Raw genomic sequence first — 17,173 nt, forward strand, 5'->3', positions numbered from 1 at the left:
ATCAGGACACCCCCATGAATCGATTCCTTCTCACCCCCGTCGCGGCAGCGGCCACCGCCCTCGCGCTCCTCGTTCCATCAGCGCAAGCGGAAACCAACTTTGGTCAGGTGGCCATGCATGTGGCCTACATGCTGCAGAACCACCATTACTCGAAGCAGGACTTTGATGACAAGGTGTCCGGGGAGATGCTGCACAACTACCTGAACATGCTGGACTTCAAGCACATCTTCTTCACGGAGCAGGATGTCTCGACCTTCAAGGACAAGTACGAAACCACCCTGGATGACCATGTGCTGATGCGGAACATCAGCCCGGCGATCGAGATCTACGACATCTACAAGGAGCGGGTGAAGGAGCGGGTGAACTTCCTGAAGAAGGCGCTGGACACCCACAAGTTCACCTTTGAGTCGCACCGGACGATCGAGATCAAGCGTGACAAGGCCCCATGGCCGAAGGACAAGGCCGCGCAGGACAAGCTGTGGCTCGACATCATTGAAGACAACCTGCTGGCGGAACGCATCGCCGATGAAACGCGTGAGCGTGATGAGAAGAAGAAGGCGGAAAAGGCCGCCGCCAAGAAAGCCAGCGGTGCCGACGCCACCAAGCCAGACGCCACCAAGCCCGACCCCGCCACGGCGGATGGAACGACCGCGCCAGACGAGAGAAAAGTGATTGAAGCCCCCAAGCCGACCGGCAATGACACCGGAGCCACGCCGAAGGTCGCGGTCAAAAAGGAAAAGGGGGACAAGGAAAAGGAGCTGACGCCGAAGGAGCGCGTGCTGAAGGACTACACCCGGCTGCTGGAAAGCATCGAGGAGAACGACACGAAGGACGTGGTGAACTTCTTCCTCTCCAGCCTGGCCACCGCGTATGACCCGCACACGGAGTACATGAGCACGGACGAGAGCGACAACTTCAAGATCCACATGCAGCATCAGCTTGTGGGCATCGGCGCGCTGCTGGGGCAGAAGGACGACGGTGCGGAGATCCAGGGCATCGTGGTGGGCGGCCCGGCGGACAAGCAGGGGGAGCTGAAGCTCAATGACCGCATCATCGCCGTGGCGCAGGGAGACGACGAGTTTGTGGATGTGAAGTATCTGAAGCTGCAGAAGATCGTGGACATGATCCGCGGCGAGGTGAACACCACCGTGCGCATCAAGATCGTGCCGGCGGATGATCCTTCCGGGAACAAGATCATCTCCATCGTGCGCGATAAGGTGCCGCTGAAGGAGAAGCTGGCGAACGCGGAGCTGCTGGTGACGCCGCCAGACCTGGGCAAGACGCTCAAGGTGGGCTGGATCAACCTTTCCAACTTCTACGCCGACATGGAAAACGGCACGGTGAGCACGAGCGTGGACGTGGAGCGCCTGCTGCGCCGTTTGATGAAGGAGAAGATCGACGGACTGGTGCTGGATCTGCGCGACAACGGCGGCGGCTCCCTGGATGAGGCCATCAAGCTCACGGGCCTGTTCATTCCCGCCGGCCCGGTGGTGCAGGCGAAGGACTGGCGCGGCAGCATCACCTGGCGCGACTGCGAAAACGAGAAGCCGGTGTATGACGGCCCGATGATTGTCCTCATCAACAAGGCCAGCGCCTCGGCCTCTGAAATTCTCGCCGCCGCGCTGCAGGACTACCGCCGCGCGCTGATCGTGGGAGACAAGGCGAGCTTTGGCAAGGGCACGGTGCAGACCATCCTGCCGGTGGAGCGCTACATGCCCTTTTTCAGCGACAAGAAAGGCGCCGGCGAGCTGAAGGTGACGATCCAGAAGTTCTACCGCATCGCCGGTGGGTCCACCCAGCTCAAGGGGGTGGAGTCTGACATTCCGCTGCCTTCGATCCGCGACGTGCTCGACATCGGCGAAGCCTCCGCTGAGAATCCGCTGCCGTATGACACCATCCCGGCGCGCAAGTACCCGCTCTTCCGCAAGGATCCCTTCCCGACTGACGAAATCAATGCACGGGTGAAGAGCCGCATCGCTGCGAATCCCGAATTCCAGAACATCGTGGAAGAGTCCAAGCGGCTGAAGGACAAGATCGACCGTAACACGGTGTCCCTGAACCTGCAGGATCGTGAGAAGGAGCGCCTGGACACGGAGGCGCGCCGAGACAAGCAGATCGAGGAACGTGCCAAACGCGCCAAGGAAGTGGCGGACCGCATCAAGGACAACGGCTTCAAGACCTACCATCTGACGCTGGACAACGTGGACAAGCCCGAGCTGGTGCCGGAGTCCGCCTTCAGCAAGGAAATGAACACGGGCATGCGCACGGCCTCCAAGGATGACGACGGCGGCAGTGACGAGTCCAAGTTCCCGTATGGGGTGGAGCCGGTGAAGATGGAGACCATTCACATCCTGCGTGATCTGCTGGAGCTGGACCACAAGCCGACGACGGCATCCAAAACGGGTGACAAGTCCCAGGCCAGCACGAAGCCGCAGGGACAGCAGTAAGCCGGGTCTGGCTGGAACTGGAAATTCACTTTCTCATCTCATTCTTTAACTGGCACGGCGCTCGAATGCAGGTCGGCATCATCACTGTTTCGGACCGTGCCAGCGAGGGCGTGTACCAGGATCTGGGCGGGCCCGCGCTGAGGCAGGCGGCGGAGGGCTACGGCTGGGTGGTGGCCGCGGAGGCGATCGTGCCCGATGATCTGGAGCGAATCCAGGAGGCGGTGCGCTCGTTTTCAGCCCAGGGCTGCGCGCTGATTTTGACCACGGGGGGGACGGGCATCGCCGATCGCGATGTGACGCCAGAGGCGATACGCGGGATCATGCGGGTGGAAATTCCAGGCTTTGGGGAGCTGATGCGGATGAAGTCGCTGGACCTGACACCCAATGCGATCCTCTCGCGCAGTCTTGCGGCGGTGGTGGAGCGCAGCCTGGTCATCGCCCTGCCTGGCAAACCTCAAGGCGCTGTGGATTGCCTCGGTTTCGTCATCGGCGCCATTCCCCACACGGTGAAGCTGGCGCAGCGGGTGCCGACGAGCTGCTGAAAGTACGATGGGGGCTCTCTCCCGCCGCCCAGCGTTCCCGCTGGGTAGATGCCCTCACTCAGTGGTCGATGAAACGAGGGCGATGGAGGTGGCGGAAGCGCTGATCGGCATACAGGAGTTCCATCGTACCTGGCTGTGAAGGGGCGGGTGTGCATTTGCGGCTGGACTTGAGGATGCACCCTCGGTTACAAGTCTGCGGTCAGCCCATCACCACCATGAAACGCATCCCTGTTTCCTCCCGCCGTCAGTTCCTCGCGAAATCTGCCACCGCCATCGGCTTTCCCACCATCATTCCGGCCAGCGTGCTGGGACAGAATGCGCCCTCCAGCAAGATCACCATGGCGGTCTTCGGCTGGGGCATGATGGGGCCGGGCAACACGAACAAATTTCTGCAGGAGCAGGACTGCCAGATCGTGGCTGCATGCGATGTGGATCAAAAGCATCTGGAGTCCGCGCTGAACACCATCAACGGGGCTTACAAGAACAAGGACTGCAAGCCCTACAAAGACTACCGCGAGGTGATGGCGCGCAAGGACATCGACACAGTGATGCTGGCGCTGCCGGACAACTGGCATGCGCTGACGGCCATCGAGGCGGCGAAAAACGGCAAGGACATCTACGGTGAAAAGCCGCTGGCGCGCACCATTGCCGAACAACAGGCGATTGTGAAGGCGGTGCAGAAGCACGGGCGCATCTGGCAGACGGGCTCGTGGCAGCGCAGCGAGGACAACTTCCGCATCGGCGCGGAAGTCGTGCGCAACGGCCTGATCGGGAAACTGAAGGAGGTGCATGTGGGCCTGCCCAGCGGGCACAATGACTTTGCGGGCACCAAGGACAAGCGCAGCGTGACCCCGCCGCCCGCGGAACTGGATTACGACCTGTGGATCGGCCCGGCGACGATGCAGGACTACATCGAATGCCGTGTGCACAAGAACTGGCGCTGGGACTACAACATCGGCGGCGGGCAGCTTCTGGACTGGATCGGTCACCACTGCGACATCGCGCACTGGGGCATGGGCATGGACCACAGCGGGCCGAACGAAGTGAGCCCGATTCAGGTGGACATGCCGCCGCGCACGGACATCTGGAACACGGCCACGAGGTACCGTGCCGAGGCGAAGTATGCGGGCGATATTGTGATGACCATCGCGGGCGGCCATGATGACATCAAGATGGGCACGAAGTGGATCGGCACGGACGGCTGGGTCTATGTCAACCGTGGCGGGGCCTACGACTGCTCCAATCCGGCCTTGAAGCAGATGGTCAAAAAGCGGAAGGACGAAAAGGACCCGAAGAGCGAGATCATCGAAGTGGCCAAGGCGCCGAAGCTGGGGGACGACGTGATCAAGACGCGCCTTTATGAGACGAAGGGGCATCATCGCAACTTCCTCGACTGCGTGAAGAGCCGACAGCCCACGGTGACGCCGGTGGAAACCGCGCACCACAGCGCCACTCCCGGCCACCTCGCCCTCATCTCCTTCCTCGTGAACCGTTCTATCAAGTGGGACCCCGTGAAAGAAGAAATCCTGGGTGATGCGGATGCCGCGAAGCTGCTGGGGCGTGAGTATCGCGGTCCTTGGAAGCTGGAAGTATAAACGAACGCGGAACGCAGGCAAAACCCGGCGGGAGGGGCGGTGCATCTCGATACGCCGCTCCTGCCTCTCTTTTCAGGCGGCGCGGGCTCAGCGTGTGATGATGTGCTGTCCCAGCGGCAGCACCTCTCCGAGCTGCTCTGCCTGCGCAACTGTCACGACCTATTTGGTGCTGATGAAGGCCAGGACGTCGGCCACATCCTGCGCGCTGAGCACGCTTTCCAGGCCTTCGGGCATGATGGAGGTGGTGAGGGTCTTGAGCTCGCGGATGTCGCTGCGCAGCACCACGATCTCCGCGCCACCGGGCATGCGGAGGGTGATGTTGCCAGGGGTTTCGGCGGCGAGCTGGCCCATGAGGAGAGACTGGTCCTTCTTCGTCACCTGCGTGGCGGCATTGCGCTGCTCCACGGCGCGGTTTGGATCAAAGATGGCCTCGATGAGCTGCTCGCGCGGCTTGGTGGCCACGGTGGTCAGGTCGGGGCCCACCTCAACGCCGAGCTCACGCACCTTGTGGCAGACCATGCAGACTTTCTGAAACACGGCGGCGCCGCGTCTGGCATCGCCACTCAGTCCGGCGGCATCCGCCACGTATTTGGCCACGACTTTCTGCCGGTTGGGATTGTTGTTGGTGATGGCGGGCATCGCGACCACGGGCGTTTTAGCAGGGGCTTTCTGAGCGGCCTGCTTCAGCAGCGCTCTTTCCGCCTCGCTGAAGACGCCCTCAGATTGCGAGCCCGAGGCCGTCAGGGCGGTGGCACGTACCTGGGGCGAAAGAGGACGGATGAGGGCGAACACGTCATCCGCGCTCATGCCGCCGAGCTGCATGAGTGTAAACGCTGCCTGGATGCGTACGGCGGGCGCCGCGCCCAGGAGCTTCTTCAATTCAGGGACTGCAGCGGTTTCATTTCGCTCGATCAACAAGCGCTGTGCTGTGTCGCGCATCCAGCCGTTGGATGAGGCCATCGCTTCAGTCGGATTGGGTATTGCAGCTCCGCTTTTAGGCGATCCGGTTTTTGCAATGCGATAAATCCGTCCGAGATCTTCACCCGCCCGCAGATCAAGTCCGTGGGCGATCTCCGCAGGGATCCATTCCGGGTGCTCGAGCACGAGGCGGTACATGTCCACGACATAAAGCGCGCCGTCCGGACCAGTGCGCGCCATGCTGGGGCGGAACCAGTTGTCCTCGCTGGCGATGAACTCGCTCTCCGCATCGCCGGGATGGCGTTTGCTGGTGATGGTGCCGCCGCTGTAGTCCAGCACTTCGCGGTGCACGAGGTTGTTGGCAGGTTCGCAGATGAACATGACGTTTTCGCCATCGCTGCCGAAGGTGGTATCGCGAAAAGGCATGGGGGAGCAGCCGGAGGTGAGGGTATTGACGGCGCTGCCCTGATTGAAGCGGCGCACGGGCGGGCTGGCGGGGAAGACGCGCTTTTCACCATTCATGTCGCTGCGCACCGACTTTGCCACCACCTCGGGATGGCGCTCCAGGTAGCGAAAGGGCAGCCAGTAGTGCCAGCCGATGGTGCTGTTGTTGTTGCCGAACCAGTTGCCGTAGTCATCGCGCCATTTGCCGTACTGGCTGCGGCCGCCTTCCAGGGCGAACCCGCCGGTGCGCGGATCAAAGCGGAAGTCACTGGTGCCGAGCGCGATCTTCTTTCCGTCCTTCACACAGGTGATGTCGCCGCCGCTGTCGCCATTCGCGCCGTAGAGCCAGCCGTCCAGGCCCCAGCAGAAGCCATTCACGAGGTGCTGCGGATTGCCGGCGGTGAAGCCGGTGTACCAGGTCTCGCGCTTGTCGCATCTGCCGTCGCCATCGGTGTCTTCCGCGTAGAAGATGTCGGGGATGTTGGCAATGAAGACGCCGTTTTTCCAGAAGGCGAGGCCAGTGGGATGCTTCAGGCCGTCGAGGAACAAGGAGGCCTTGTCGTAGATGCCGTCGCCATTGGTGTCTTCCAGGATCTTCACGCGGCCTGCCTGCAGTTCGGAAACCTTCTCCTGTCCCACGCTGCCGTCCTTCGTCTTTTCACCGGGAGCAAAGGGGTAGTCGCCCATTTCGACGACCCACATGCGGCCCTTTGCATCCCAGTCGATGAAGACGGGGTCCTGCACCAGGGGCTCGGCGGCCACCAGCGTGGCTTGGTAGCCGGGTTTCAGATGCAAAGCTTTGAGCGAATCCTGCGGCGACTTCGGCGCAGGGCCGGGGACTTTGAGCAACTCCGCGAAAGGAATGCGCTGATTGCTGGAGGCGGCCCACATGGCGCCGTCGTGAAAGGTGACGCCGTTGTCGCTGCCATCGGCGCGGACGATGAGAGGGAGGCTGTTGGCATCGCCGGCCCTGCCCTCGCGCATCACCTGGGACCAGCCCTCATCCCACTGCAGGTTTTTTTTGGCCCGCTCTTTGGGAACGAAAAGGAAGACGCCGTACTCGCGCGCATTGGAGAGCACGATGTCTTCATGGCCGTCGCCATTGAGATCCACAAAACGCACGCCGTTGTCATGGCCCTGGGCATCCTGAAGTTTGGCGGCGTCTGGCAGGGGGTGGCCGCGCAGCGCGGGCGGCACTTCGGCGGCCTTCAGAAGGCTGCAAAGGAGGAGAGGCAGGATGAATCTGGGCATGGAAGGTGAAGTGAGAAACCAACGCTGATGGCGGGCTCGTTCCTTTGCCGCGGGTGCGAATTTGTGGAATGCGTTTTCACCATCATTTCATCCCTGGTTCATCAAGGTTTCATGGCGCTTTTGAGCTTGGGCGGCGTGAAACCACTTCTCATCCTCTTGCTGTCCGCCAGCGGTTTGCTGGCTCAATCCTCCAAGGCTGTCACCACCGCCACGCTTGATGAAAGCGAGGTGCGCATCACCTACGGCGAACTCAAGCGCCTGGTGGCCGCCACGCTGCCGAAGGAGCCGCCTGCGCCACCTCCGCCCGCAGCCAAAGCGCCTCCACCTATGCCGGCGGCGCTGCTGTCCGCGCTTTATCATCTCGATCCGCAGGCCGGCGTGATCACCGCGGACATGCAGGTGGAGAATTTCGATGGCGAGTGGCATACGGTGCCGCTCGCAGGCGCTGGTGCCGGAGTGCTCACCGTGGAGCCGAAGAATGCGCGCCTCATTGTGGCGGAGAACCAGCTCTGCCTCATCACCGACAAGGAGGGCGCGCAGACGATCAAGCTGACCTTTGCACTCGGGAAGGGAGGGCAGGGGACCACGCTGCACCTCGCGGCCTCACCCGTCGCATCGCTTGAGGTCGAAGAACTTCCCGCGGGCAAGGTGCTGCGGCTGCAACATGCGGCCACCACGCAGATGCTCACGGGCGCGGGGCTGGCCGCGCTGCCGGCCACGGGCGGCGATGTCACGTTCACGCTTGAAGACGAGCGCAAGGCGGCCCAGGCACCGCTGGCCACCCTCACGGATGATGCCGTCGTCTCGATGGCGACCTATACCACGCAGGTCGTGCGTGATGGCTCCGCGCTGACGGAAGGTGTGGTGACCGTACGGCATGATCATCCGGCCAGGCTCATCCTGCAGCTTCCTGAGGCGGGCAAGCTGCTGCAGTGTCATGTGAACGGGGAGCCCGTGCGGCCCGCCGTGGGTGAGACGAACCGGGTGGAGATACCGCTGGATGACCCAGCCACTGATGGCGCGGAGTCAGAGGTGAAGCTTTCCTTCACCGCCGCACTCGCCGCTTTGCAGGCGGCCGAGGGGGAGTTGGAGCTCGCGCTGCCGCAGATGCCGCTCTTTGCGAAGCAGATCGACTGGAATGTGCAGCTTCCGGCCGCCTATGACCTCAGCTTCAGCGGGAACGTGGATCCAGTGACGGACGAGACCACCGCTCCCGGACTGCACCTGCGGAAATCTCTCTGCCGCGACCAGCAGCCGCAGGCCCGCATCATCTACCGCAAGCGCAGCAGCAACTGATCCCCTCGTCATTCCACACAACAACACAACCGCATCTCAATACCGCCATGAAACTCACGCATCTCACCACCATCGCCATCATCTTTGTCTGCACCACCATTGCCTGGTGGCTGCTGGGCGGCGTCATCACCCAGCGCACGGCCCAGGTGGGCTATCAAACCGGGGACGATGTCAGCGGGCGCTGGGGGCCGCAGTTGATCCAAAAGCATCCGGTGGCGCGCTACACCTCCTCCAATGGATCGAGCATGGTGCTGCAGCCGGCGAAGAGCGACGTGAAGGTGCAACTGGCGTATCAGCCGGTGAAAATGGGGCTGCTCTGGCACCGCACCTATGGTGTGAAGTTTGAAGGGGCCTACACTTTCACGAACACCACAGCCATCACGCAGATGCTCAATGTGGGATTTGATCTTCCCGCGGGAAAAACCCTGCTCGACAAGGTCCACTTCACGCTTGGCGAGGGCGCCACGGCACGCCACGCTGTGGCCGCGCCGCAGGAAGGAATGATTTCGGACAGTGTCCAGCTCGCTCCGGGGGAAAGCCTGCCGATCAAAGTCAGCTATGAGTGCCGGGGCATGAATTTCTGGGCCTACACCTTCTCTGACACCAGCCGCATTCGTGACTTCAATCTCACCCTGAACACCGACTTTCAGGATGTGAATTTTCCAGTGAGTTCGCCGACTGACCGCAGGGCGACGGACAAAGGGATGGAGCTCGTGTGGAAGTACGAGGACGCCATTTCCGCGCCTGGGATCAGCCTGGAAATGCCGCGTGAGATCAATGCCGGACCGGTGGCGGCGCAGATCTCCTTTTACGCGCCGCTGTCTCTGCTGCTGTTCTTTGTGGTGATCCTCATAACCGCGATTTCGCGTGGTGTTTCGCTGCATCCGGTGAACTACTTCTTCATGGCCGCGGGGTTCTTCGCCTTCCCTCTCCTGTTCTCCTACATGCTGGATGTGGTGCCGGTGCATTTGAGTTTTGTCATCGCCGCCGTCACCTCGCTGCTGCTGGTGTGCGGCTATCTGCGTGCGGCCGCCGGGCTGTTTCTGTTCCGTGTCGCCGTGGTGGCGCAGACGGCCTACATGGTGCTCTTCAGCTACAGCTTCTTCTTCAAGGGACTGACGGGACTGACGCTGACCCTGGGCGGCATCGTGACGCTGGGAGTCCTGATGGCGCTGACGGCCAAGGTGGACTGGAGCCAGAAGCTGGGGGCGGTCTCGCCACGGCTGGCGTGAGCTTCCGCGTCCAAACCGCAGACAGATTCTGAACAAGGATCTTGTCAGCATCGCGTCAGCGGTTCAAACATTCACCCCAGACCAAAAATGCCTGCCAAAATTCTCATTGTCGAAGACGAGCCCTCCATCTGTGAAAACGTGGTGTATGCGCTGGAGGCCGACGGCTTTGCCGTGACGACGGCCGCCACCGGGCAGGCGGCGCTGGAGCAGGTGAAGCAGCAGGACTTCAGCCTCATCATTCTCGATGTGGGGCTGCCAGACATGACGGGCTTTGAGGTGTGCAAAACGATCCGCAAGACGCAGACGGTGCCGGTGCTCTTTCTCACCGCGCGCTCCAGCGAGGTGGACCGCGTGGTGGGGCTGGAGATCGGCGGGGATGACTACGTGGTGAAGCCCTTCAGCCCGCGGGAGCTGGTGGCGCGCGTGCGGGCGATCCTGCGGCGCGTGTCTTCGGTGGCACTGCCACAGAGGCCGGACACCTCCGTGCCGCTGGTGATTGATGACACGCGCTGCCAGGCCATCTATTTTGGCACGGCGCTGAATCTCTCGCGCTATGAGTTTCGCATGCTGAAGGCTTTTGCAGCGCATCCAGGGCGCGTCTTCAGCCGGGAGCAGCTCATGGACCATGCGTCCGAGGAGCCGGACGCCTCGATGGAGCGCACGGTGGACACGCATGTGAAGACGCTGCGCGCGCGCATGCGCGGCGTGCGCGAGGGGCTGGACCCCATCGTGACGCATCGCGGGATGGGCTACTCTTTGCTGGAAACCTGGCCTGACTGACGCATGAGCCTCACCACGCGCTTTCTGCTGGGCTTTGCCGTGGTGGCGACGGTGGGTTTGTCATTGCTCTTCACGCAGCTTATTCATCGCGTGGAGCGGCAGTATTTTGAAGCGGTGGAAGAACCGATGGTGGATGTGGCGAACATTCTGGCGGAGGTGATCGCCGCGGATGCGGAGGATGACCGGATCAATCCGCAGGTGGTGGAGAAGGCGGTGCGCGCCGCGCAGGCGCGCGAGCTGAACGCGCAGATCTACAACCTGCACAAGACGCGCGTGGACATGCAGGTGTATGTGACGAACGCCTATGGCCAGGTGCTGTTTGACTCAGCGGGGATCGAGAGGCCGGGGATGGCCTCGAATCATCGCGATGTGAATCTGACGCTGATGGGGGAGTATGGGGCGCGATCCAGCCGTGCGAGCCCGCGGGACCCGCTCTCCATCGTGATGTATGTGGGCGCGCCGATCCGGCGCGGCGGCAGGATCATCGGCATGGTCAGCGTGGCGAAGCCTCAGCGCGGCGTGCTGGGCTTTGTGTGGGAGACGGAGCGCTGGCTGAAGTGGTCCATCATCACCACCGTGATGCTGATGCTGCTGGGCATCTACATGGCGGCGCGCTGGGCCACCCGGCCGCTGGAGGTGCTGACGCAGCATGCGCTGGCGGTGAGCCGCGGGGAGCGCTCCACCCCGCCGCACATGCCGGGGCGCCAGATGAAGACGCTGGCCAAGGCGCTGGAAGACATGCGCGATGCGCTGGAGGGGCGCGAATACGTGGAGCACTACGTGCAGAGCCTCACGCATGAGCTGAAGAGCCCCGTGGCGGCGATCCTGGGCGCGGGCGAGATTCTGCAGGGAGACGTGCCGGAGCCGAAGCGCGCGCGCTTTTTGCAGAACATCCGCAATGAGGCCGCGCGCCTGCGGGATCTGCTGGAGCGCCTGCTGCATCTGGCGGCGATCGAGAAACAGAAGAAGCTGGAGGCGAAGGAGGCGGTGGATCTGGCGGTCGTGCTGGACCGCGCGTGGGACCATCTGGCGCTGGTGGCCCTGGCCAAGGAAGTGCGGCTGGAGCGGGAGGTGAAGGGAGAGCTGGTGGTGCAGGGAGACCCCTGGCTGCTGGAACTGGCTGTGGGCAACCTGCTGCAAAACGCGATCGACTTTGCGCCGAAGGGCAGCGCCATCACGGTGCGCCTCTACCGCTTTGACACGAAGGTGGTGTGCGAGATCGACGACGCGGGACCGGGCATTCCGGAGTATGCGCGCGAGCGTGTGTTTGAACGCTTTTACTCGCTGCCGCGGCCGGACAGCGGCAAGAAGAGCACGGGGCTGGGCCTCTGCTTTGTCAAAGAAGTGGCGCTGCTGCATGGCGGCAGCGCGGAACTGGCGAACCGTGAAGGCGCGGCGGGCGCGAGGGCCATGCTGATTCTCCCGGGGTGAAACAGGGCAGGTTTGACAATGACAAAGCCGCCTTCTAGGCTTGCCCTCATGAGCACTCCTGAAGCCGGAAAGCCTGTTTACAACGTCAAGAATCCCTGCATCGCCAAGGTGAAGAAGATGTACAACCTCTCCGGACCGGAGGCGCCCAAGCACACCGCGCATTATGAGATCGATCTCGCGGGCTCAGGGCTTGAATACACGCCGGGTGACTCGCTGGCGGTGCAGCCCACGAATGATCCTGCACTGGTGGAGGACACACTGACGGCGCTGGGTTTCTCCGGCACGGAGATCGTGAAGCATCCAAAGACGGGGGCGGATGTGCCGATTCGCCAGGCGCTGATCGAAGGCGCGCTGATCACGGAGATCGACAACAAGCTCATCAAGGCCATCGTGGAAAAAACGGCGGGAGACACGCTGCTGGCGGAGCTGAGCACGCCGGAGAAGAAAGATGCGCTCAAAGAGTACCTGTGGGGCCGCTTTGTGGTGGACCTGCTGCTGGAGAATCCACTGGCGAAGTTCACGCCGGAGGAGTTCATGGCCACGCAGAAGAAGCTGAACATCCGCCTGTATTCCATCAGCAGCAGCCAGAAGGCGCACCCGGATGAGGTACACCTGACGGTGGCGACGGTGCGCTACACCAGCCACAGCCGCGCGCGCGGCGGTGTGTGCTCCACTTTCCTGGCGGAGCGTGTGACGCCGAATGAGACGCTCATTCCCTGCTTTGTGAATCATGGCAAGGGCTTCCGCCTGCCAGAGCCGCAGGAGGAAACGCCCATCATCATGTGCGGGCCGGGCACGGGCATCGCGCCGTTTCGCGCGTTTCTTGAAGAGCGCAAGGCGACGGGGGCGAAGGGCAAGGCCTGGTTGTTTTTTGGTGAGGTGAGCTCGAAGTCCTGCTTCTTTTACAAGGAGGAGTTTGAGGGCTATCTGGCCGAAGGCACGCTGACCAAGCTCAGCACCGCCTGGAGCCGTGATCAGGCGGAGAAGATCTATGTGCAGAACCGCATGCTGGAAAACAGCGCCGAATTTTGGGCCTGGCTGGAGCAGGGGGCGATCTTCTATGTGTGCGGTGATGCCGCACGCATGGCAAGCGATGTGGACAAGGCGCTGCATACCATCGTGGAGCAGGAGGGTGGCAAGACGGTGGAGGAAGCCGCCGCGTATGTGCACGCGATGAAGGAGGCGAAGAGGTACCGGAGGGATGTGTATTGAGACAAGGTGCGTGGGCTGACAGCGCGTTTCACGTTGCTGGTGGCGTAGACCAAGAGCGCTCCATGGCTGATGAAACAAACGGGGCGAAAGGGGCTCACCCATTGGGGTGCTGCAGATCTGCCTCGTATAAAAGCTGGATCCTGTGCTCCACCTCCGGCCGTTGCAGCCAGGTAACGATCCGGGCATGAGTGGCGGTCGAACGATCCCAAAAAGCATTGGAAAGCCTGTTTTTTTCCAGGGATTCGCGATTTGCCTCGTGGAAATCCATAAGGTTTTTGTTCGCGGCATCAGAGCCAGACATGAGTACCTCCAGACGCAGGTCGAGGTCAGGAAGGCAGCATGACAGGGCGCAAACTTGCACGTTGATGTCACACAGGGTGCTCGCCCAGGACGCGACCATCGCTTCGAGATAAGCCTGAAAGGCCTGCCGGCGGTCTTTCCGCCATTTATCCGGCCAGCCGGCCATGACCGGTTTTTGGAAAACGACTTCGACTTGAAGCGGTGAAAAAGGCTCGGAGGCCAGCTCGATGATGCGGGGAAAAAAGTATTCAAACTCCGCGATGTCCCCCACCGTCAAAAACAGGGAGAATGAGAACTGCCAGAGCTGTTCTGCCGTGAGCTCGCGCAAGGGTGTCGTCAGCAACGATGCGAAGTCCTCCGGATCCTTGACCGGCGACATCACGATGCTGGCTGGACGCTTGGCACCAGCGAAGGTGGCGTAAAGGTCCTCGATGGCGCGATGTACTTCGGGAGTCATGCTACCTCGCCAGCCACAGAATCCCGGTCGCGGTCACCTGAATGTTCTTCTTCTGGGGGCTGAGCTTGAAGGTCTCAAAGGCGAGGGTTGCAGGATCGTACTGGTCGCGGATTTTCTGCGTGTCGTCGGCGATCTGTTTTTCGAGCTCGGTGATGTCGGCCTTGAGGGAGTCGAGCTCGTTTTGCGCGGCTTTCACGTCCGCACCTTCCTTCCAGGCGCGGGAGGCGCTGTTGATGGTGCTGGCTTTGACGACGCTGGTCTTGCGGCCAAAGATGGCGCCGAGGATGCTGCCGCCGATCTGCACGGCGGTGCTCAGCTTGGCGCTGCTGGCCTGGGCCTGCTGCACATCCACCTTGCCGGCGGCTTTTTCGGCCTTGTCCTGCAGGGACTTCATGGCCTTCGCGGTTTTGGTGCGCAGTTCCTCGATGGCGGCATCGCGCTGCTCGCGGGTGGTCTGCGTGATGCGGGCCTTGAACTCGTCCTGCTTCTCGCCGGGGTTGGAGTATACCTCCAGCAGCGGGCTGTGGAAGACCTCGAGGCTGTGATTGGCAAAGACCCAGTCGGTGAAGTCTTTTTTGATGCTGGTGTAGGTGGTGGACTTCAGCGCGGGACCGGGGAGATCGGCGTAGGCGGCGTTTTCCTTGGGTTCGCTTTCGTACTTGGAGAGGTCGTCGTCCTTCGGGACATCCACAAACTTATCCCACAGCACCTTCTGTTTTTCGATGTCGATCTCGTTCACGAGCGTGACGACGCTGCGGCCGCTGATCTTGCGCTTGGCATCGTCGAACACGATGGTGGCGCTGCGCAGGATGGCGGGCGTGTAGGTGATGCGCTCGCCATCGTCATCGCTGGACTGAAAGAGTTCGGTCGCGGTCTCGGGCAGTTTCGGGCGGAGTGTGTTGCGGTCTGCCGAGGCGGCGGCAGCACCGGGAGGGGCAAAGCCGTCGTCTTCCGCTGCGGTCGCAGCGGCTGCCTTTGCATTCGCCTTCGGACGCAGCGGGTCCATGAGAGCCTTGATCTGCGGGCGTGAGAGCGGGCCGCTGAGATAGCTCATGAGCCAGCGCACGGTGAAGACCACCGGATGGTCTTCGTGTACGTTGTTCATGAGGAAGACGCGGTTGCCCAGTCCGGCGAGGGTCTGCTCCATCTGCTGGCGGTCGAATTTGCCACCGGCAGTGTTGGCCGCGCCTTCCAGGCCTTCGAGCACGCGCATCTTATCGCGCTCCGTTTGCAGGCGGCCCAGCCACCAGGTGCCGATGTTGGCGAGCGCCTTGTAGTCCAGGTCGGCTGGGTTTTGCGTGGCAAGCAGGATGCCGAGGCCGAAGGCGCGCGCCTGCTTCAGCAAAATCATGAGCGGCTTCTTGGAGGGCGGCATGGCCGTGGGCGGCAGGTAGCCGTAGATCTCGTCCATGTAGAAGATGGCGCGCAGAGAGGTCGTGCCCTGCTGCGTGCGCATCCAGCCCAGGAGCTGGTTCATGAGCAGCGAGACGAAAAACATGCGCTCCGTATCGCTGAGATGGGCGATGCAGAAAATGGTGATGCGCGGCCTGCCCTCAGGCGTGTAATACATGCGCTGGATGTCCAGCGGCTCGCCCTCCAGCCAGGTGCTGAAGCCGGGAGAGGCGAGGAGGTTGTTCAGCTTCATGGCCAGCGCGGTGCGTTTGGACTCGGGCAGGAAACTGTCAAGATCCACCACGCCGATCTTGCGGATGGGCGGCTGCTGGATCTGACGCACGAGATTTTCGAGGGTGATGTTCTGCCCCTTTTTCCAGCGGAAGCCAACGATGTTGCTGAGCAGGATGTGCTCTGGCGACTGCACGGGGTCGGCATCCACACCGATGAGGCCGAGCATGGAGGACACGGTGCTCTCGATGCGGTCGGCCAGGGCTTCGCCATCGTCCATCACCTCGGCGGGCGGGCAGTTCAGCGAGCTGAGAATGGAAACGGGCAGGCCCGCATTGCTGCCCGGCGTGTAGATGGCCATGTCCACCGTGGCGCGCAGCTTCTGGATGCGCTCGGCACTTTGCCCCCACTCGCCCAGGCCCTTCTGCCACAGCGCGGACTGCGCGGCGGCGTAGTCATCCGGCGACTGACCTTTGCGCCGCGCCTCGTCCTCATTGATCCACGGGCGGAACTCCTGGGCGGAGAGATGCGGGAAGGTGAGCAGCGCATTGCCGATGTCTCCTTTGGGATCGATGGCGATGACGGGCACGCCATCCATCGCGGCCTCTTCCAGCAGGGCCAGGCACAGCCCCGTCTTGCCGCTGCCCGTCATGCCCAGCACCACGCCGTGCGTGACGAGGTCCTTGGAATCGTACAGAATGAGATCGTCTTTGACCTGCTTGGCCTCCAGATCGTACTCGCGGCCGAGGTAGAAGGTGCCGAGCTTTTCGTATTGGTCAGGGGAGATTGGCATGGTAAGAAAACGGTGTGACGATTCGGAACTGCCGGTGGTGAATTTAGCGTGGGCGGGGGCAGTAGGATTGCAAAGCGGAAAATGACGGGTAGAATCCGGAGTTATGATCGCTGTCGCACGCACGCCAAAAAAGAAGGCCCGCCTCAGCCAGGTGCTGAGCCGGCGCCTGCGCAAGCCTGCGCCTCCGGCGGTAAGATCCTGGCTGCAGGAACATCTGCGCATGCCAGAGTCCGACCTGAAACGGATGAAGAGGCTTTATGACAAGGTCATGAATGAAACCATTTCGGGCGCGGAGAGCGTGGAGCTGGATGAACTGATGGAAGCCAGCGCCGCCATGGATGTGCTGCGCGCGCGGATTCTGCTGGGAGACAAGGCGGGAAAGACGCGCGCGGCACCTGGCGCATGAGCCGTGTGCCTGCCAGCCTCGCCGCCAGGGTGCGCACCCGCGCCGCGCATCGGTGTGAGTACTGCCGGCTGCCGCGGGCGGCAACGCAGGCCCCGTTTGAAGTGGAGCATATCATTCCTCTCAAGCACGAAGGACCGACGACCCTGGAGAACCTGGCTTTTGCATGCTTTCACTGCAACCGGCACAAAGGTGTGAACCTCTGCGGCCTGCATCCACGCACGGGAAAGCTGATCCGGTTGTTTGATCCGCGACGTGATGAATGGACCCGGCATTTCCGGCTGACGGACGGGCGGCTTGCGGGGAAAACGGACATCGGCAAGGCCACGGTGCAGGTGCTGCACATGAACAAGCTGGAGCAGGTGCAGCTTCGTCGGTTGTGGCTGGCCTGACGGCTGCATCGCCAGCGGTGAAGGTTTGCAAATCGCGAAGCGCCTGACACGGTGCCC

The 17,173-nt window shown here is 62.2% G+C and carries 13 protein-coding genes; 10 read left to right on the plus strand and 3 right to left on the minus strand.

Annotated features, from left to right (window positions below; translation table 11 throughout):
- The first annotated feature begins 14 nt into the window (after positions 1 to 14).
- The 3 genes from ACILSQ_RS24100 to ACILSQ_RS24110 all read left to right on the plus strand — a co-directional run bounded on the left by ACILSQ_RS24100 (position 15) and on the right by ACILSQ_RS24110 (position 4,584).
- Entirely contained in the window at positions 15 to 2,447 is a 2,433-nt protein-coding gene (locus ACILSQ_RS24100) for a carboxy terminal-processing peptidase (RefSeq protein WP_395746230.1), read from the plus strand.
- Positions 2,448 to 2,512: 65 nt separating this feature from the next.
- Entirely contained in the window at positions 2,513 to 2,989 is a 477-nt protein-coding gene (locus tag ACILSQ_RS24105; protein WP_395746231.1) for a molybdenum cofactor biosynthesis protein B, read from the plus strand.
- Between the two features lie 215 nt (positions 2,990 to 3,204).
- A complete protein-coding gene (locus ACILSQ_RS24110; protein ID WP_395746232.1) occupies positions 3,205 to 4,584 on the plus strand; it encodes a Gfo/Idh/MocA family protein in 1,380 nt (459 codons plus the stop codon).
- A 159-nt stretch (positions 4,585 to 4,743) separates the two neighbouring features.
- Here the strand turns inward: ACILSQ_RS24110 and ACILSQ_RS24115 are convergent, their stop codons facing one another.
- On the minus strand, positions 4,744 to 7,197 hold the full coding sequence (locus tag ACILSQ_RS24115) for a PVC-type heme-binding CxxCH protein (protein ID WP_395746233.1): 2,454 nt from the start codon (positions 7,195 to 7,197) through the stop codon (positions 4,744 to 4,746).
- Positions 7,198 to 7,332: 135 nt separating this feature from the next.
- Between ACILSQ_RS24115 and ACILSQ_RS24120 the strand changes: the two genes are divergently transcribed.
- The 5 genes from ACILSQ_RS24120 to ACILSQ_RS24140 all read left to right on the plus strand — a co-directional run bounded on the left by ACILSQ_RS24120 (position 7,333) and on the right by ACILSQ_RS24140 (position 13,148).
- Positions 7,333 to 8,493 carry a hypothetical protein gene (locus ACILSQ_RS24120; RefSeq protein WP_395746234.1) on the plus strand — a complete coding sequence of 387 codons (1,161 nt, stop codon included), beginning with the start codon at positions 7,333 to 7,335 and terminating at the stop codon, positions 8,491 to 8,493.
- Between the two features lie 47 nt (positions 8,494 to 8,540).
- Positions 8,541 to 9,725, plus strand: coding sequence for an inner membrane CreD family protein (locus tag ACILSQ_RS24125; RefSeq protein ID WP_395746235.1), 1,185 nt, complete (start codon positions 8,541 to 8,543; stop codon positions 9,723 to 9,725).
- Between the two features lie 87 nt (positions 9,726 to 9,812).
- Entirely contained in the window at positions 9,813 to 10,505 is a 693-nt protein-coding gene (creB, locus tag ACILSQ_RS24130) for a two-component system response regulator CreB (protein ID WP_395746236.1), read from the plus strand.
- A gap of 3 nt (positions 10,506 to 10,508) precedes the next feature.
- Complete coding sequence (gene creC, locus ACILSQ_RS24135; protein WP_395746237.1) at positions 10,509 to 11,936, plus strand: two-component system sensor histidine kinase CreC; 1,428 nt, start codon at positions 10,509 to 10,511, stop codon at positions 11,934 to 11,936.
- Positions 11,937 to 11,984: 48 nt separating this feature from the next.
- Positions 11,985 to 13,148, plus strand: coding sequence for a sulfite reductase flavoprotein subunit alpha (locus ACILSQ_RS24140; RefSeq protein WP_395746238.1), 1,164 nt, complete (start codon positions 11,985 to 11,987; stop codon positions 13,146 to 13,148).
- A 94-nt stretch (positions 13,149 to 13,242) separates the two neighbouring features.
- On the opposite strand, the gene ACILSQ_RS24145 is transcribed toward ACILSQ_RS24140, so the two are convergent.
- Positions 13,243 to 13,905: a hypothetical protein gene (locus ACILSQ_RS24145; protein ID WP_395746239.1), complete on the minus strand. Its 663-nt coding sequence runs from the start codon at positions 13,903 to 13,905 to the stop codon at positions 13,243 to 13,245.
- Position 13,906: 1 nt separating this feature from the next.
- Positions 13,907 to 16,321 (minus strand): helicase HerA domain-containing protein, encoded by a 2,415-nt coding sequence (locus tag ACILSQ_RS24150; RefSeq protein ID WP_395746240.1) that lies wholly within the window; start codon positions 16,319 to 16,321, stop codon positions 13,907 to 13,909.
- Positions 16,322 to 16,424: 103 nt separating this feature from the next.
- Here ACILSQ_RS24150 and ACILSQ_RS24155 point away from each other — a divergent pair, with 103 nt between their 5' ends.
- Both ACILSQ_RS24155 and ACILSQ_RS24160 read left to right on the plus strand, forming a co-directional pair.
- Positions 16,425 to 16,727 (plus strand): hypothetical protein, encoded by a 303-nt coding sequence (locus ACILSQ_RS24155; protein WP_395746241.1) that lies wholly within the window; start codon positions 16,425 to 16,427, stop codon positions 16,725 to 16,727.
- A complete protein-coding gene (locus ACILSQ_RS24160; RefSeq protein WP_395746242.1) occupies positions 16,724 to 17,116 on the plus strand; it encodes an HNH endonuclease in 393 nt (130 codons plus the stop codon). Before ACILSQ_RS24155 ends, ACILSQ_RS24160 begins: the two co-directional genes overlap by 4 nt.
- Positions 17,117 to 17,173 lie beyond the last annotated feature (57 nt).

This window comes from Prosthecobacter sp., from assembly GCF_044227185.1.
Lineage (GTDB): Bacteria > Verrucomicrobiota > Verrucomicrobiia > Verrucomicrobiales > Verrucomicrobiaceae > Prosthecobacter.

What these genes read in the sequence shown, in the direction of transcription:
- creB (WP_395746236.1), top strand. Translation starts at nt 9,813, where the DNA reads ATGCCTGCCAAAATTCTCATTGTCGAAGACGAGCCCTCCATCTGTGAA.
- ACILSQ_RS24100 (WP_395746230.1), top strand. Translation starts at nt 15, where the DNA reads ATGAATCGATTCCTTCTCACCCCCGTCGCGGCAGCGGCCACCGCCCTC.
- ACILSQ_RS24155 (WP_395746241.1), top strand. Translation starts at nt 16,425, where the DNA reads ATGATCGCTGTCGCACGCACGCCAAAAAAGAAGGCCCGCCTCAGCCAG.
- ACILSQ_RS24125 (WP_395746235.1), top strand. Translation starts at nt 8,541, where the DNA reads ATGAAACTCACGCATCTCACCACCATCGCCATCATCTTTGTCTGCACC.
- ACILSQ_RS24140 (WP_395746238.1), top strand. Translation starts at nt 11,985, where the DNA reads ATGAGCACTCCTGAAGCCGGAAAGCCTGTTTACAACGTCAAGAATCCC.
- ACILSQ_RS24160 (WP_395746242.1), top strand. Translation starts at nt 16,724, where the DNA reads ATGAGCCGTGTGCCTGCCAGCCTCGCCGCCAGGGTGCGCACCCGCGCC.
- ACILSQ_RS24115 (WP_395746233.1), bottom strand. Translation starts at nt 7,197, where the DNA reads ATGCCCAGATTCATCCTGCCTCTCCTCCTTTGCAGCCTTCTGAAGGCC.
- ACILSQ_RS24105 (WP_395746231.1), top strand. Translation starts at nt 2,513, where the DNA reads ATGCAGGTCGGCATCATCACTGTTTCGGACCGTGCCAGCGAGGGCGTG.
- ACILSQ_RS24145 (WP_395746239.1), bottom strand. Translation starts at nt 13,905, where the DNA reads ATGACTCCCGAAGTACATCGCGCCATCGAGGACCTTTACGCCACCTTC.
- ACILSQ_RS24150 (WP_395746240.1), bottom strand. Translation starts at nt 16,321, where the DNA reads ATGCCAATCTCCCCTGACCAATACGAAAAGCTCGGCACCTTCTACCTC.
- ACILSQ_RS24110 (WP_395746232.1), top strand. Translation starts at nt 3,205, where the DNA reads ATGAAACGCATCCCTGTTTCCTCCCGCCGTCAGTTCCTCGCGAAATCT.
- creC (WP_395746237.1), top strand. Translation starts at nt 10,509, where the DNA reads ATGAGCCTCACCACGCGCTTTCTGCTGGGCTTTGCCGTGGTGGCGACG.